General features: G+C 74.6%; 12 protein-coding genes and 1 pseudogene. 10 read left to right on the forward strand and 3 right to left on the reverse strand.

Annotated features, from left to right (window positions below):
• Nucleotides 1-148: 148 nt before the first annotated feature.
• The 7 genes from ureA to ACF053_RS14035 all read left to right on the forward strand — a co-directional run bounded on the left by ureA (nucleotide 149) and on the right by ACF053_RS14035 (nucleotide 8,355).
• Nucleotides 149-850 (forward strand): urease subunit gamma, encoded by a 702-nt coding sequence (gene ureA / locus ACF053_RS14005; RefSeq protein ID WP_391954081.1) that lies wholly within the window; start codon nucleotides 149-151, stop codon nucleotides 848-850.
• The gene (locus ACF053_RS14010; RefSeq protein ID WP_391954082.1) at nucleotides 850-2,532 is read left to right on the forward strand and encodes an urease subunit alpha; all 1,683 of its coding nucleotides are present in this window, start codon (nucleotides 850-852) and stop codon (nucleotides 2,530-2,532) included. Before ureA ends, ACF053_RS14010 begins: the two co-directional genes overlap by 1 nt.
• A gap of 11 nt (nucleotides 2,533-2,543) precedes the next feature.
• Nucleotides 2,544-3,557 (forward strand): agmatine deiminase family protein, encoded by a 1,014-nt coding sequence (locus tag ACF053_RS14015; RefSeq protein WP_391954083.1) that lies wholly within the window; start codon nucleotides 2,544-2,546, stop codon nucleotides 3,555-3,557.
• Between the two features lie 69 nt (nucleotides 3,558-3,626).
• Nucleotides 3,627-4,175, forward strand: coding sequence for a hypothetical protein (locus tag ACF053_RS14020; RefSeq protein WP_391954084.1), 549 nt, complete (start codon nucleotides 3,627-3,629; stop codon nucleotides 4,173-4,175).
• A 71-nt stretch (nucleotides 4,176-4,246) separates the two neighbouring features.
• The gene (locus ACF053_RS14025; protein ID WP_391954114.1) at nucleotides 4,247-4,792 is read left to right on the forward strand and encodes a TetR/AcrR family transcriptional regulator; all 546 of its coding nucleotides are present in this window, start codon (nucleotides 4,247-4,249) and stop codon (nucleotides 4,790-4,792) included.
• 555 nt (nucleotides 4,793-5,347) lie between these two features.
• Entirely contained in the window at nucleotides 5,348-6,955 is a 1,608-nt protein-coding gene (gene cimA, locus ACF053_RS14030) for a citramalate synthase (protein ID WP_391954085.1), read from the forward strand.
• Between the two features lie 47 nt (nucleotides 6,956-7,002).
• Nucleotides 7,003-8,355, forward strand: coding sequence for a hypothetical protein (locus ACF053_RS14035; RefSeq protein WP_391954086.1), 1,353 nt, complete (start codon nucleotides 7,003-7,005; stop codon nucleotides 8,353-8,355).
• Here the strand turns inward: ACF053_RS14035 and ACF053_RS14040 are convergent.
• Together ACF053_RS14040 and ACF053_RS14045 are read right to left on the reverse strand one after the other, a co-directional pair.
• Nucleotides 8,352-9,536 carry an acyltransferase family protein gene (locus tag ACF053_RS14040; RefSeq protein ID WP_391954087.1) on the reverse strand — a complete coding sequence of 395 codons (1,185 nt, stop codon included), beginning with the start codon at nucleotides 9,534-9,536 and terminating at the stop codon, nucleotides 8,352-8,354. The two genes, ACF053_RS14035 and ACF053_RS14040, sit on opposite strands and share 4 nt — an antisense overlap.
• 369 nt (nucleotides 9,537-9,905) lie before the next feature.
• Nucleotides 9,906-10,514, reverse strand: a complete 609-nt coding sequence (locus ACF053_RS14045) for a YceI family protein (RefSeq protein WP_391954088.1) — start codon at nucleotides 10,512-10,514, stop codon at nucleotides 9,906-9,908.
• Between the two features lie 238 nt (nucleotides 10,515-10,752).
• Between ACF053_RS14045 and ACF053_RS14050 the strand changes: the two genes are divergently transcribed.
• The 3 genes from ACF053_RS14050 (at nucleotide 10,753) to ACF053_RS14060 (ending at nucleotide 15,178) form a co-directional block, all read left to right on the forward strand.
• Complete coding sequence (locus tag ACF053_RS14050; RefSeq protein WP_391954089.1) at nucleotides 10,753-13,185, forward strand: polysaccharide lyase 8 family protein; 2,433 nt, start codon at nucleotides 10,753-10,755, stop codon at nucleotides 13,183-13,185.
• A 187-nt stretch (nucleotides 13,186-13,372) separates the two neighbouring features.
• Entirely contained in the window at nucleotides 13,373-14,956 is a 1,584-nt protein-coding gene (locus ACF053_RS14055) for an acyl-CoA carboxylase subunit beta (RefSeq protein ID WP_058942279.1), read from the forward strand.
• 12 nt (nucleotides 14,957-14,968) lie between these two features.
• Entirely contained in the window at nucleotides 14,969-15,178 is a 210-nt protein-coding gene (locus tag ACF053_RS14060; protein WP_391954090.1) for an acyl-CoA carboxylase subunit epsilon, read from the forward strand.
• 560 nt (nucleotides 15,179-15,738) lie between these two features.
• On the opposite strand, the pseudogene ACF053_RS14065 reads toward ACF053_RS14060, so the two are convergent.
• A pseudogene (locus ACF053_RS14065) lies at nucleotides 15,739-15,839 on the reverse strand (ATP-binding protein); the annotation flags it as partial.

Here is a 15,839-nt window from a genome sequence, read left to right on the forward strand (position 1 = left end):
GGGTCCCGTCGCGCTTTAGAGTGACGCTCAATGTGGCGCATTCCGTGCGGGGCCGTCAATCCTTTCGTTCCTGGGGTCTCACGGTTAGAGTGAGGCTCTAAACCAGTGAAGCTCTGGACCCCCGTGCACGCCAGGAGGTGTGAACGACGTGCGACTGACCCCCACGGAACGCGACCGGCTGCTGCTCTTCGGAGCCGCCGAACTCGCCCGTGCCCGCCGCGCCCGTGGACTGCGGCTCAACGTCCCCGAGGCGACCGCGCTCATCGCGGACACGGTCTGCGAGGCGGCCCGGGACGGCCGGCGCCTCGCCGAGGCCGTCGCCGCGGCCCGCTCCGTCCTCGGCCCGGACGACGTGCTGCCCGGCGTCGCCGACGTGGTCACCGAGGTCCACGTGGAGGCCGTCTTCGACGACGGCTCCCGCCTGGCCGTGGTCTCCGACCCGATCGGCGGCCCGTCCGCCGGCGAGGACGCCCCCGGCGCCCTGCTGCCGGGCCCCGGCCACCCCGAACCCGTCCCCGAGGTGCGGATCACCGTCCGCAACACCGCCGCGGTCCCCGTCAGCGTCACCTCGCACTTCCACTTCTTCGAGGCCAACCCGCGGCTGCGGTTCGACCGCGCGGCGGCGTACGGCATGCGGCTGTGCGTCCCGGCCGGGTCCTCGGTGCGCTTCGCGCCGGGCGACGAGGTCGGGGTCGGGCTCGTGCCGATCGGCGGCGAGCGCACGGCGATCGGCTTCGCCGGCCTGGTCGACGGCCCCCTGGACGCGCCCGGCGCCCGCGAGGAGGCGCTGCGCAGGGCCGCCGCCTGCGGCTACCTCGGCGCCGGAGACGAAGCGGAGGAGAACGCCTGATGGACCCCTACGAGTACGCCTCGGTGCACGGACCCCGCGCCGGTGACCGCGTCCGCCTCGGGGACTCGGGCCTCACGGTCCGCGTCGAGTCGGACGCGCAGAAGCCCGGCGACGAGTTCCTCGCCGGCTTCGGCAAGACGGCCCGCGACGGACTGCACCTGAAGGCCGCCGCCGTCCGCGACACCTGCGACGTCGTCATCAGCAACGTCCTGGTGATCGACGCCGTCCAGGGCATCCGCAAGGTGTCGATCGGCATCCGCGAGGGCCGCATCCACGCCATCGGGCGCGCCGGCAACCCCGACACCCTCGACGGCGTCGACGTCGTCGTCGGCACCGGCACGTCCATCGTCTCCGGCGAGGGCCTGATCGCCACGGCCGGCGCCGTCGACACCCACGTCCACCTGCTCTCGCCCCGCATCATGGAGGCCTCGCTCGCCTCCGGCGTCACCACGATCATCGGCCAGGAGTTCGGCCCGGTCTGGGGCGTCGGCGTCAACTCGCCGTGGGCCCTGCGCCACGCCTTCAACGCCTTCGACGCCTGGCCGGTGAACATCGGCTTCCTGGCACGCGGCTCCTCCTCCGACGCCGCGCCCCTCGTGGAGGCGCTCGCCGAGGGCGGCGCCTCCGGGTTCAAGGTCCACGAGGACATGGGCGCCCACACCCGCGCCCTCGACACCGCGCTGCGCGTCGCCGAGGACCACGACGTCCAGGTCGCCCTCCACAGCGACGGCCTCAACGAGTGCCTGTCCGTCGAGGACACCCTCAGGGTGCTGGAGGGCCGGACCATCCACGCCTTCCACATCGAGGGCTGCGGCGGCGGCCACGTCCCCAACGTCCTGAAGATGGCGGGCGTCCCGAACGTCATCGGCTCCTCCACCAACCCCACCCTGCCCTTCGGGCGCGACGCGGTCGCCGAGCACTACGGGATGATCGTCTCCGTCCACGACCTGAAGACCGACCTGCCCGGCGACGCCGCCATGGCCCGCGACCGGATCAGGGCGGGCACCATGGGCGCCGAGGACGTCCTGCACGACCTCGGCGCCATCGGCATCACCTCGTCCGACGCCCAGGGCATGGGCCGCGCCGGCGAGACGGTCCGGCGGACCTTCGCCATGGCCGGGAAGATGAAGGCCGAGCTGGGCCCGCTGGACGGCGACGGCGACGGCGACGACAACGCCCGCGTCCTGCGGTACATGGCCAAGCTGACCATCAACCCGGCCATCGCCCACGGCCTCGCGCACGAGGTCGGCTCGATCGAGGTCGGCAAGCTCGCCGACGTCGTGCTGTGGCGGCCGGAGTTCTTCGGCGCCAAACCGCAGCTCGTCCTGAAGTCGGGCTTCCCCGCGTACGGGGTCGTCGGCGACCCGAACGCCGCCACCGACACCTGCGAACCCCTCGTCCTCGGCCCGCAGTTCGGCGCGCACGGGGCGACGGCCGCGGACATCTCCGTCGCCTTCGTCTCCGGCGCCGCCGCCCAGCTCGGCGACGACCGCATGCCCACCCGCCGGCGCCGCGTCGCCGTCCGCGGCACCCGCGGCATCGGCCCCGGCGACCTGCTCCTCAACTCCCGCATCGGCGAGGTGTCCGTGGACGGCCGCACCGGCCTCGTCACCCTCGACGGCGAACCGGTCCGCTCCGAGCCCGCCGACTCCGTCTCCCTCAACCGCCTCTACTTCCTCTGAGGACCACCCCCATGACCTTCCGCATGCCCCCCGAGTGGGCGCCCCACGAGCGCACCTGGATGGCGTGGCCCACCGCCAACCCCACCTTCACCACTCCGGAGGAGCTGGCCGAGGCCCGCGCCGCCTGGGCGGCCGTCGCCCGCGCGGTACGCCGCTTCGAACCGGTGACCATGGTCGTCGCCCCCGGCGACGCCCCCGGCGCCCGTGACCTCCTCGGCGACGGCGTCGACCTCGTGGAACGCGATCTGGACGACGCCTGGATGCGGGACATCGGACCGACGTTCGTCACCGACGGCACCCGGCTGGCCGCCGTGGACTGGGTGTTCAACGGCTGGGGCCAGGCCGACTGGGCGCGCTGGGAGCACGACGCGAAGATCGCCCGGCACGTCGCGGACCTCGCCGGCGTCCCCGTGCACAGCAGCCCCCTGGTCAACGAGGGCGGGGCCGTCCACGTCGACGGCGAGGGCACCGTCCTGCTCACCGACACCGTCCAGCTCGGCCCCGAGCGCAACCCCGGCTGGGCGCGCGCCGAGGTCGAGGCCGAGATCCACGCCCGGCTCGGCACCCGCAAGGCCATCTGGCTGCCGCGCGGCCTCACCGGCGACTACGGCACGTACGGCACGCGCGGCCACGTCGACATCGTCGCCGCCTTCGCCCGCCCCGGCGTCGTGGTCGTCCACACCCAACCCGACCCGGCCCACCCCGACCACGAACCGTGCAAGGCCAACGTCGAGCTGCTGCGCCGGCAGACCGACGCCCGGGGCCGCCGCCTGGAGGTCGTCGAGGTGCCGGCCCCGACCGTCCTGCAGGAGGACGGCGAGTGGGTCGACCACTCCTACATCAACCACTACCTCTGCAACGGCGGCGTCGTCCTGTGCGCCTTCGACGACCCTCGCGACGAGCACGCCGCCGGCATCTTCCGCCGCCTGTTCCCCGACCGCACCGTCACCCTGGTCGACGCCCGCACGATCTTCGCCGGCGGGGGCGGCATCCACTGCATCACCCAGCAGCAGCCGAAGGTCTGAACCGCCGGGCGGCAGCCGGAGGGGGGAAAGCGCTGGTCAGGACGGGGCGGCGACTGACACGCTGCGCCCATGACCGACCCCGCCCCGCCCTGCGGACCCGCCCCGCCCTCCGGCTACGGCATCACCCGCATCTACGTGCTCTCCGAGGACGCCTGGCACCTGGAGCTGGACCACGGGGACGAACGGCGGCTGTTCACCGCGGTGATCCCCGACGAGGATCCGCGGCGCGAGCCGTCGTTCTGCCTCGACGCCGGCGGCCGGCACCGGCACGTGCCGTACGAGGTCATGCGCTGGTTCATGGCCGAGGTGGCGGACGAGGTCGAACGTTGCCGCGCCTGGACGCGGCTGCCGCCCGCCGCGGTCGACGCGGTCGTCCGGTTGCGCGACGTCGTGGCGGACGGCTGGGGCGACGAGGACCACCCCGCCGCCCTCGCCCTGCTCTCCGAGACGCTGCCCCCCGACCAGGTGGCGGCCGTGGTGGAGGAGGTGCTCGGCGTCGAGCGCGCCACCGTGCTCGCCGACCTCGCCGGGCCTCCGGCGACGACCGCCCGGGACGTGGCCGCGCTGCGGGAGCGGATGACGGAGGCCGGCCGGGCATCGGGTACAACGGACGGGTGAACGACGCCAACGCCCGGGCCGCCCGCCGACGCAACACCGCCCCGCCCCGCGAGGAGGTGCTGGCGGCCGCGATGGCGACCATCGCCGCACGCGGCCTGGAGGGCCTGACGATGGCCGGGCTCGGCCGGGACGTCGGCATGAGCAGCGGCCACCTCCTCTACTACTTCCGCACCAAGGACGAACTGCTCCTGCGGACGCTGGAGTGGAGCGAGGGCCGCCTCGGCGCCGAGCGCAGCGCGCTCCTCTCCCGCCACCACCTCCCCGTCGCCGAGCGCCTCGCCGCGTACGTCGAGCTGTACGTCCCCGACGGGCCGCGCGACCCGCACTGGACCCTGTGGCTGGAGGTGTGGAACCGCTCGCAGAACGCCGACGCCGAGGCGCGCGAGCGGCAGGCCGCCATCGAGGGCGCCTGGCACCGGGACCTGGTCGCCCTCCTCGCCGAGGGCATCTCGCGCGGCGAGGTCCGCCCCGTGGACCCCGACCGGTACGCGACCCGGCTGCGCGCCCTGCTCGACGGGTTCAGCGTCCACGTGGCGGTGGGCATACCGGGCACCGGCCGGGAGCAGGTCCTCGCCCACGTGCGCGAACACCTCACGGAAACCCTGCTGACGGGCTGACGGGCTGACGGGTGACGGGTGACGGGGTGACGGGGTGACGGGACGGCGGGATGCCAGTGGTGACGCGGGGGTGACGCGGACGCCGGGTCACCGCCCCGACGACACCGCCCGGCCGCGGTCATCACCGCCCGACCGCGACCACGACCGCGACCGTCCGACGACCGGCCGGCTGTGCCCGCCCACCCGTGCCCGCGACCCTGCCCGCATGGTGAGACCCGTGACCACGGACCGGCCACCGTGTGGCACACTGCCGCCATGCTCGCGAACCCGATGATTATCGGCAGCAGCGCGCCGGTCCGCAGTGACCGCTGAACCCCGACAGCACTCCGTCGCGGCAGCGGGCACCGTGTCCCAGACCCGCGCGCAGACCTCTCGCTACCCGCGAGGGGTCTTTTCGTTTTCCGGGCCCCACCCACGGGCCCGACGAGGGCGCGCGAGAATGGGGGCAAGTGGATCCAGCCATTCCTCCCCCGGCCCCGGCTCCACCGGAGCGGGCGGACCCCCACCGGAGCGGGGGACCGCACAGGAGCCACATCCCACAGGAGCAGGACAGCCATGACCACGGATCAGCCCGTCGACGACGGCTTCCACGTCTTCGACACGACCCTGCGCGACGGAGCCCAGCGCGAGGGCATCAACCTCACCGTCGCCGACAAGCTGACCATCGCCCGGCACCTGGACGACTTCGGCGTGGGCTTCATCGAGGGCGGCTGGCCCGGCGCCAACCCGCGGGACACGGAGTTCTTCGCCCGCGCGCGCGCCGAGATCGACTTCCGGCACGCCCGGCTCGTCGCCTTCGGCGCCACCCGCCGCGCCGGCATCCAGGCCGCCGACGACCCGCAGGTCAAGGCCCTCCTCGCCTCCGGCGCCCCGGTGATCACTCTGGTCGCCAAGTCCCACGACCGCCACGTGGAGCTCGCCCTGCGCACCACCCTGGACGAGAACCTCGCCATGGTCCGCGACACCGTCGCCCACCTGCGGGAGCAGGGCCGCCGCGTCTTCGTCGACTGCGAGCACTTCTTCGACGGCTACGCGGCCAACCCCCAGTACGCCAAGGCCGTCGTCCGCGCCGCGCACGAGGCCGGCGCCGACGTCGTCGTCCTGTGCGACACCAACGGCGGCATGCTCCCGCCCCAGGTGCGGACCGTCGTCTCCGACGTCCTCGCCGACACCGGCGCCCGCCTCGGCATCCACGCCCAGGACGACACCGGCTGCGCCGTCGCCAACACCCTCGCCGCGGTCGACGGCGGCGCCACCCACGTCCAGTGCACCGCCAACGGATACGGCGAGCGCGTCGGCAACGCCAACCTCTTCCCGGTCGTCGCCGCGCTGGAACTCAAGTACGACCGCCGCGTCCTGCCCGAGGGCTCCCTCGCCGAGATGACGCGGATCTCCCACGCCATCGCCGAGGTCGTCAACCTCACCCCCTCCACCCACCAGCCGTACGTCGGCGTCTCGGCGTTCGCGCACAAGGCGGGCCTGCACGCCTCCGCCATCAAGGTCGACCCCGACCTGTACCAGCACATCGACCCCGAGCGCGTCGGCAACACCATGCGGATGCTGGTCTCCGACATGGCCGGCCGCGCGTCGATCGAGCTCAAGGGCAAGGAGCTGGGCGTCGACCTCGGTGACGACCGCGAGCTCGTCGGCCGCGTCGTCGACCGCGTCAAGGAGCGGGAGCTGCGCGGATACACGTACGAGGCGGCGGACGCCTCCTTCGAACTGCTCCTGCGCGAGGAGGTCGAGGGCCGTCCGCTGCGCTACTTCCGCACCGAGTCGTGGCGGGCGATCGTCGAGGACCGCCCCGACGGCACCCACGCCAACGAGGCCACCGTGAAGGTGTGGGCGGACGGCGAGCGGATCGTCGCCACCGCCGAGGGCAACGGCCCGGTCAACGCCCTGGACCGGGCGCTGCTCGTCGCCCTGGAGCGGATCCACCCGCGGATGGCCAAGTTCGAACTGGTCGACTACAAGGTCCGCATCCTGGAGGGCCGCCACGGCACCGAGTCCACCACCCGCGTCCTGATCACCACCAGCGACGGCGACACCGAGTGGTCGACGGTCGGCGTCGGGGAGAACGTGATCGAGGCGTCGTGGCAGGCGCTCGTGGACGCGTACACGTACGGCCTGCTGAAGGCGGGCGTGCGGCCGACGGAGAAGTAGGCCGAACGGAAGACGCAAAACGCCCCCTATGGGGTAGCGTCGATGATATGAGGAGAAACCCCCTCTCCCTCGTGTCGGCCGTGGCGGGCCTGGTCCTCCTGCTCCTCCTGGCCATGGCCCCCGCTGCCTCCGGCAAAGCGTCCGACGGGGTGCGCGCGGCGGCGGACGCCCTGCGCCAGGGCCCGGTGTACGTGCACCCCGCGGCGGCCGGCCAGCTGCCGGCGCCGGCCGCCGAGGCGCTGGAGCGCAAGATCATCGCCGCGGACAAGCCGCTGATGGTGGCGGTCCTGCCGGACACGCCGGAGTTCCCGGAGGAGACGCTCCTGCGCGACCTGCGCACCCTGACCGGGGTGACGGGCGTCTACGCCGTCCGCCTGGGCGACGCCTTCGACGCGGGCGCCGACCGTGCCGTCCTCGCCCCGCAGGCCGTGGAGAACCTCGTCTCGGCGGTCCGCGGCCCGGGCGTGGACGCGACGACCGAACTGAACGCCTTCGTCGACCAGGCCCTGCCGCAGGCGCGCGGCTCGGCGCCGTCCTCGTGGGAGGGCGTGCCGGGTGACGGCGCACCCGTCGGCGGCCTCATCACCATCGGCGTGCTGCTCGCCGCGGCGGTGGCGGCCGTGTCGCTGACGACCGTCCGCACCCGCACCCGCAAGCGGGCCGAGGAGCGGGAGGCGCTGGAGAAGCTCCGCGTCGTCGTCGACGAGGACATCACCGCGTACGGCGAGGAACTGGACCGCCTCGACTTCCACCCGGCGGAGCCGTCCGCCGACGACGCGATGCGCTCCGACTACGAACGCGCGCTGGACGCCTACGACCGGGCGAAGCAGCTCATGGCCCGGGCCCGTCACCCCCACGACGTCCGGGGCGTGACCGAGGCCCTCGCGGACGGCCGGTTCGCCCTGGCCGTCCTCGCCGCCCGCCGTGAGGGCCGCCCGCTTCCCGAGCGGCGGGCACCGTGCTTCTTCGACCCGCGCCACGGCCCGTCCGTGACGGACCTCCCGTGGGCCCCGCACGGCGGCACCCCCCGGGAGGTCCCGGTCTGCGCGGCGGACGAGTCCCGCGTCAAGGCGGGCCAGGACCCGCAGTCCCGCCAGGTCGCCACCGCACACGGCCCCCGCCCGTACTGGGAGGCGGGCCCGGCGTACGGCCCCTGGGCGGGCGGCTACTACGGCGGCGCCCTCCTCCCGGGCCTCCTCATCGGCACGATGCTCGGCACCACCCTGGCGACCCCGGCGTACGCGGGTGAGTACGGCGGTGGCGCGTACGACTCCTTCGCCGGCGGCGACTTCTCGGGCGCCGACTACAACCCGTCCGACTTCGGCGGCGGCTTCGGCAGCGGCGGCGGTGACTTCGGCGGCGGGATGGGCGGTGGCGGGGACTTCGGCGGCGGGTTCTAGCCGGCCCCCGGCGCGGCCCCGCGTCCGGCACCGGAGTGCGCGGCTCCGCGTTCCGCGGCCGCCGGGGCGGGGCGGGGGCCCGCGCCGCGGAGGCGGCGCTCACAGGGGCGCTCCACCCAGTGGTACGCGGCGGCCGACAGGGCCAGGCTCGCGGCGATGACCAGCAACCAGACCCGCGCGGTGGCCGCGAGGCCCTCGGGGCGGCCGTACGCGCCGGTCCACAGGCGGATCACGATCTCGTGGACCAGGTACCAGGCGAACGACCAGTGCCCCAGACGGATCGACCGGGGGCCGGCCAGGCCCGTCCGGCGGCCGTGCAGGTCCGCGTGCGCGGCGGCGGCCACGAGCAGCGCGAACAGGGGGGTGGAGAGCAGCTGCGACGCCTGGTACGGGCTGTACCAGAGCGCGTCCGGCACCGCCCGGGACCAGGGGACGAGCGCCAGGTGCCACGCCGCGACCAGCGCGACGGCCGCGCCCGGCCGGAGCGGTGGCCGCCAGCCGCGCGCCACGGCGAGCCCGGCCACGACGCCCAGGAGGAACTGCGGGGTGCGGGTCACCGGGAAGTATCCGAGCGCCCACGACCGGACGACCGGGTCGGCGATCACGGCGCCGCACAGCCACACGGCCGGCACCACCGCGCACACGGCGACCGCGACGCCGAGGCGACCGCGCGCCGACCGCAGCCACGGCACCGCCGTCAGCAGCGGGAACAGCAGGTAGAACCACGCTTCGTCGCTCAGCGACCAGGCGGCCGGGTTGCCGCCCCGCAGCAGGTCGGGGTCGGGCAGCCAGGCGTTGGCGAGGAGCAGCGTCGCGGCCACGGCCCGTACGGACACCTCGGTGCCGAGGACCGCGTACGCCGCCGCGGACAGGGCCGTCGTCACGGCGAGCAGCGGCCAGATCCGGGCGAAGCGCCGCCACAGGAAGACCTTGACCGGCACGCGCCGCCCGTCGTACGTCCACGCCAGGACGAAGCCGGACAGGACGAAGAAGAACGTGACCCCGCTGCGTCCGTACCAGGTGGCCGCGCTGATCCACGGGACCTCGCCGACCTGGCGCGACAGGTGGTAGAGGACCACCACGAGGGCGGCCCAGAAGCGCAGGCCCGTCAACGAGGGGAGGCGGTCTCGGCCGGACGGGCCCGCGACGGGGCGGTGGTCCGGGCGGGTGGTGCGTCGCATCCCGCGATTATGGGCGCCGTACCCCGGCGGCCCGGCGGTGGGACGGCGGTGGGACGGCGGTGGGGCCGGGCCTGCACGGGCCGCGGGCGGCGGGTGGCGCACGCCCGGTGGACCGAGGACCGGGACCGTCCGGCTGACCGGGATCTTCGGACGGGCCGGGATCGTCGGACGGGGCCGGGACCGTCGGGCGGAGCGGAATCGTCCGGCGGGCCGGATCGTCGGGCGGGGCCGGGACCGTCCGGGGGAGTGGGACCGTCCGGGGGAGTGGGACCGTCCGGCGGGCCGGAAGCACCACGCCCAGCGCCCACCTCTGCCGCCGGGTGGCGGTGGGTGGGCGCTGTGGGGTGAGGGGGAGGGGCAGGCGGAGGGTCAAGCCGTGCGGATCGCGGAGATCTCGAAGGTCAGCTTGATCTTGTCGCTGACGAGGACGCCGCCGGTCTCCAGCGCCGCGTTCCACGTCAGGCCCCAGTCGGAGCGAAGGATCTCGGCCTTGCCCTCGAAGCCGACGCGCTCGTTGCCGAACGGGTCCTTCGCGGCGCCGTTGAACTCCAGGTCGATGGCGACCTGTCGGGTCACGCCCTTGATGGTGAGGTCGCCGGTGATCCGGTAGTCCTCACCGCCGAGCGCCTCCGCGGCGGTCGAGCGGAAGGTCATCAGCGGGAACGCCTCGGCGTCGAAGAAGTCGTCACCGCGCAGGTGCGCGTCGCGGTCGGCGTTGCCGGTGTCGACGGAGGCGATCCGGACGTCGATCGAGGCCGACGAGGCGGACGGGTCCGAGCCGTCCAGCACCAGGCTGCCCTCGTGGTCGGTGAAGGCGCCGCGGACGTTGGTGACCATGGCGTGGCGTGCGGTGAAGCCGAGGGTGCTGTGCGCCGGGTCGATCGTGTACGTGCCGGTCAGCGCGGCGAGCGCGGGGTCGACGGCGGTGGCGGTACGGGTGGCGGTGGCGGTGCCGGAGGTGCGGCTGAACAGGCCCATGACGTACTCCTTCGCGGGTGGTCACGTTCGTTGAACGTTGAACTACTTCGACTGTAGACCCATCTGGTTCAAAGTTCAACCATCTCGATCCGTCCTAGCGTCTCCGTCCTCCGTTCCGGTGGATCGGCCGCGCCCGGGGCCGGGCAGCATCCCTCCGTACCGCGTGCGCCACCACCGCCCGCCCCGACCCGCCCCGATTCCGGCCCCCACCCCCCGCCGACGCCCCGGGAGGCGCCCCGTGCCGCAGCACGCCCCCGACCCCTCACGCCGCACCTTCCTCACCGCCGCGGCCGCCACCACCGCGGTCCTCGCCGCCACCGCCACCCCCGCCGTCCCCGCCCCGGCCGGCGCCCGGCGCGACGCGGACACGGCCGACACCCCCGGCGCCGCCCCCCGCACCCCCGGCCCCGGCGAAGTCGCCCCGTCCGCCCCGGACTTCGACGCGCTGCGCCTGCGCTGGCTCGCCCTCCGGCTCGGCACCGGCTACGACCCCGCCGCCGAGCCCTACGCCACCCGCCTCGCCGAGACCGGCGCGCTCGCCGGCCGGTACGAGTCCGCGATGGCCCCCGCCCCCACCTCCCTGTGGCCCGGCCACCCCTTCGACCCGCCGTCCGGCATCACGCACTCCTACCGCTGCCTGTGGACCATGGCCCAGGCGTACGTCCGGCCCGGCACCGGCCGCACCGGCGACCCCGCCCTCCTCGACGCCGTCCGCACCGGCCTCGACCACGTCGCCGCCCGCGTCTACCACCCGGGCGCCGCCCGCCACGGCAACTGGTGGGAGTGGCAGATCGGCAGCCCCCGCCTCCTCCTCGACACCGTCGCCGCCCTCCACGACCGGCTCGGCGAGGACCGCGTCCGGGCCGCCTGCGCCGCCGTCGACCACTTCGTCCCCGACAGCACCCTCCTCCACTACGGCGGCACCTCCACCGGCGCCAACCGCGTCGACCTCTGCCGCGCCGCCGCCCTGAGCGGCGTCCTCGGCCGCCGGGCCGACCGCGTCGCCCTCGCCCGCGACGCCCTCTCGCCCGTCTTCCCCCACGTCACCCGGGGCGACGGCCTGTACGCCGACGGCAGTTTCGTCCAGCACGCCTGGGTCCCGTACACCGGCACCTACGGGCAGGTGCTGCTCGACGGGCTCGCGTGTCTCTTCGCCCTCCTCGCCGGCTCCCCCTGGGAGGTGGTCGACCCGGAGCGGGTGAACGTCCTTGACGGCGTCGAACGCGCGTACGCGCCCCTGCTCCGCAACGGCCTGATGATGGACGCCGTCAGCGGCCGCGCGACCAGCCGCGGCATCCTCCGCGACGACCCGGGCCGCGTCCTGCGCAGTGACCACTACCACGGCCAGGGCGTCATCGCGGCGATCGCGCTCCTCGCCGAGGGGGCGGACCCCGGCCGCCGCGAGCGCTGGCACGCCCTCGTCAAAGGCTGGATCGCCCGCGACACCGTCAGCCCCGTCCTGACCGCCCCCCGGTTCGAGGTCGCCGACCTCGCCCGACTGCACGCCGTGGCCGCCTCGCCCGTCCCCGCCGCCCCCGAACCCACCGGCCACACCCTGTACGCCGCCATGGACCGCGCCGTCCACCACCGCCCCGGGTGGGCCGCCTGCATCGCCATGGCCTCGGACCGGATCGCCCACTACGAGTGCGGCAACGGCGAGAACCCGCGCGGCTGGCACACCGGCGCCGGGATGCTCTCCTGGTGGGGTCCCGGCGCCGGCACGGCCGGCGACGGCCAGTACACCGACTGGTTCTGGCCCACCGTCGACCCCTACCGGCTGCCCGGCACCACCGTGTCGACCCGGCGGCTCGCCGACCGGGAGGGCGGTGAATGGGGCGCGCCCAAGCCCGACGCGCGCTGGGTGGGGGGCGTCACCGACGGCGAGTTCGCCGCCGTCGGCCAGCACCTGCGGGGACTCGGCTCCACCCTGGAGGCGCGCAAGTCCTGGTTCTGCGCCGCCGACGCCGTCGTCTGCCTCGGCGCCGGCATCGCCTGCGCGGACGGCGTCCCCGTCGAGACGGTCGTCGACAACCGCAACCTCGGCGCGGCCGGCACCGCCCGCCTCACCGCGGGATCGCGCTGGGCCCACCTCGACGGGCACGGCGGCTGGGTGCTGCCCGGCGGCACGGCCGCCCTGCGCACCCTGCGGGAGGACCGCACCGGCGCCTGGCGCGACATCAACGCCACCTCCGGCGACGAGCGCCGCACCCGCCGGTACCAGACCCTGTGGCTCGACCACGGCACGGACCCCGCCGACGCGGCGTACTCCTATCTGGTGATGCCCGGAGCGGACCGCCGGACCGTCGCCGCCCGCGCGGCCGATCCGCACTGGCTGGAGGTCCTCGACAACACCGCTGCCCGGCAGTCCGCCCGCATCCCGTCCCTGGGGCTCACCTTCGCCACCTTCTGGCAGCCGGGCACCGCCGGCCCGCTCACCACCACCGCGCCGGCGAGCCTCCTGCTGCGCCGCCGCGGCCGCACCGCGACCCTGCACGTCGCCGAACCGCCCCGCACCGGCCGCCCCCTGGAGGTCGTCTGGCACCACCCGGTGCGCCGCGTCCTCACCCACGACCCGTCCGTCGAGGTACTCTCCGCCGGACCGTCCCTCCGTCTCCGCGTCACCCCCGGTACGGCGTGCGCCCCACACCGCTGCACCGTGGTGCCGTACTGACGGAACCACGCGCCCCGCCCGACCCCCGCGCGGACCCCTTGTGGGAACTCCACAAGGGAGGGGGGTGCAACGCTGGCACTTCGGTTGCCTTCCGACGCGGTTCTGTTCAGGGCTCACAGCAGATCCGTCCGGAGACTGTACGGAGTCAACGGCGGGTTTTCCTTGGTCGGCTCCGTAGGGTCGGTACATGACCGTTGTGGACGAAACCCGGGGCGAGCCCACCGATGCCCGCGGGCGTGTGGCGGAGCTGCAGGCCCTGCGCGAGGAGGCCCGGCGCGGCCCGAGTGAGCGCGCCACCGAGGCGCAGCACGCCAAGGGCAAGCTGACGGCCCGGGAGCGCATCGAGCTCCTGCTGGACGAAGGGTCGTTCCGGGAGGTCGAGCAGCTGCGCCGGCACCGGGCGACCGGCTTCGGCCTGGAGAACAAGAAGCCCTACACCGACGGTGTCATCACCGGCTGGGGAACGGTCGACGGCCGTACGGTCTTCGTCTACGCGCACGACTTCCGGATCTTCGGCGGCGCGCTCGGCGAGGCCCACGCCACCAAGATCCACAAGATCATGGACATGGCCATCGCGGCCGGGGCCCCGCTCGTGTCGCTGAACGACGGCGCCGGCGCCCGCATCCAGGAGGGCGTCTCCGCCCTCGCCGGGTACGGCGGCATCTTCCAGCGCAACACCCGGGCGTCGGGCGTCATCCCTCAGATCTCCGTGATGCTCGGCCCCTGTGCCGGCGGCGCGGCCTACAGCCCCGCCCTCACGGACTTCGTCTTCATGGTCCGCGAGACCTCGCAGATGTTCATCACCGGCCCGGACGTCGTCAAGGCGGTCACCGGCGAGGAGATCACGCAGAACGGTCTCGGCGGAGCCGACGTCCACGCGGAGACCTCCGGCGTCGCGCACTTCGCCTACGACGACGAGGAGACCTGCATCGCCGAGGTGCGCTACCTCCTGTCGATGCTGCCGTCCAACAACCGCGAGAACCCGCCGGTCCACCCCAGCGAGGACCCCGCGGACCGGCGCGGCGACGTCCTGCTCGACCTCGTGCCCGCCGACGGCAACCGCCCGTACGACATGCACAAGGTCATCGAGGAGCTCGTCGACGACGGCGACTTCCTGGAGGTCCACGAGCGCTGGGCGCGCAACATCGTCTGCGCCCTCGCCCGGCTGGACGGGCAGGTCGTCGGCATCGTCGCCAACCAGCCCCAGACCCTCGCCGGCGTCCTCGACATCGAGGCGTCCGAGAAGGCCGCCCGCTTCGTGCAGATGTGCGACGCGTTCAACATCCCGATCGTCACGCTCCTCGACGTCCCCGGCTTCCTGCCCGGCGTCGACCAGGAGCACGGCGGCATCATCCGCCACGGCGCCAAGCTGCTGTACGCGTACTGCAACGCCACCGTGCCGCGCATCTCGCTCATCCTGCGCAAGGCGTACGGTGGCGCGTACATCGTCATGGACTCCCAGTCCATCGGTGCCGACCTCACCTACGCCTGGCCGACCAACGAGATCGCCGTCATGGGCGCCGAGGGCGCGGCCAACGTCATCTTCCGCCGGCAGATCGCCGACGCCGAGGACCCCGAGGCCATGCGCGCCCGCATGGTCAAGGAGTACAAGGCCGAGCTGATGCACCCCTACTACGCCGCGGAGCGCGGCCTGGTCGACGACGTCATCGACCCGGCCGAGACGCGCGAGGTGCTCATCAGGTCGCTCGCCATGCTCCGCACCAAGCACGCAGACCTGCCGTCCCGCAAGCACGGCAACCCGCCGCAGTAACGAGGAGAACCCGTGACCACGCCCCTGGCAGACGCCTCCCTCCTCCGGGTCGAGAAGGGCCACGCCGCACCGGAGGAGCTCGCCGCCCTCACCGCGGTGATCCTGGCCCGCGCCAACGCCCGCCCGGCCGCCGCCCCGGCGCGGCGCGCCCACTCCGCGGCCGGCTGGCGCCGCCTGGAGCGTCAGACCGGCTTCCGGGCGCCGCACTCCTGGCAGGGCTGACCACCGCCCGTACGACGCGGCCGAGGGCCCCGCACCCGTCCCGGGTGCGGGGCCCTCGGCCGTCCGCGTCCCGTGCCCCCACCCGCCGAACCGCCCGGCAACACGCCACGGCCGGTGCGTCGCCCGGCAACGCGCCACGGCCCGGATGACCACGCCGACCACGCCACCGCGCGGAACGTGCCACGGCCTGGAGGGCACCGCGGCCGGAGCGCCACCGCCCCGCGCCCTGGCCGGTACGCCGCGCCGGACCACGTCACCGTGCGGACCGCGTCACGGCCGGTGCGCCGCCCGGCAACGCGCCACGGCCCGGACCACCACGCGGACCACGCCACCGCGCGGAACGCGCCCTGGCCGGTATACCGCGCCGGACCACGCCACCGCCCGGTGCGTCGCCCGGCAACGCGCCACCGCGCGGAGGGCGTCACGGCCGGAGCGCCACCGCCCGGACCGCGCACCGCCCGGAACGCGCCACGGCCCGGCAGGTCGGCCGGCAACGCGCGAGGGCCCGCACACCGTCCGGTGTGCGGGCCCCCGCGCGTATGGGACCGTCTAACGCCTCGTCACCGCAGTCGTGCCATGAGGGCGTGTTCGACGAGGGTGATGAGGGCGCTCTTGGCGTCGGCGCGGTGGCGTGCGTCGGTGGTGATGATGGGGGTGTCGG

This window comes from Streptomyces kanasensis (genome assembly GCF_043077165.1).
GTDB classification, from domain to species: Bacteria; Actinomycetota; Actinomycetes; order Streptomycetales; family Streptomycetaceae; genus Streptomyces; species Streptomyces changanensis.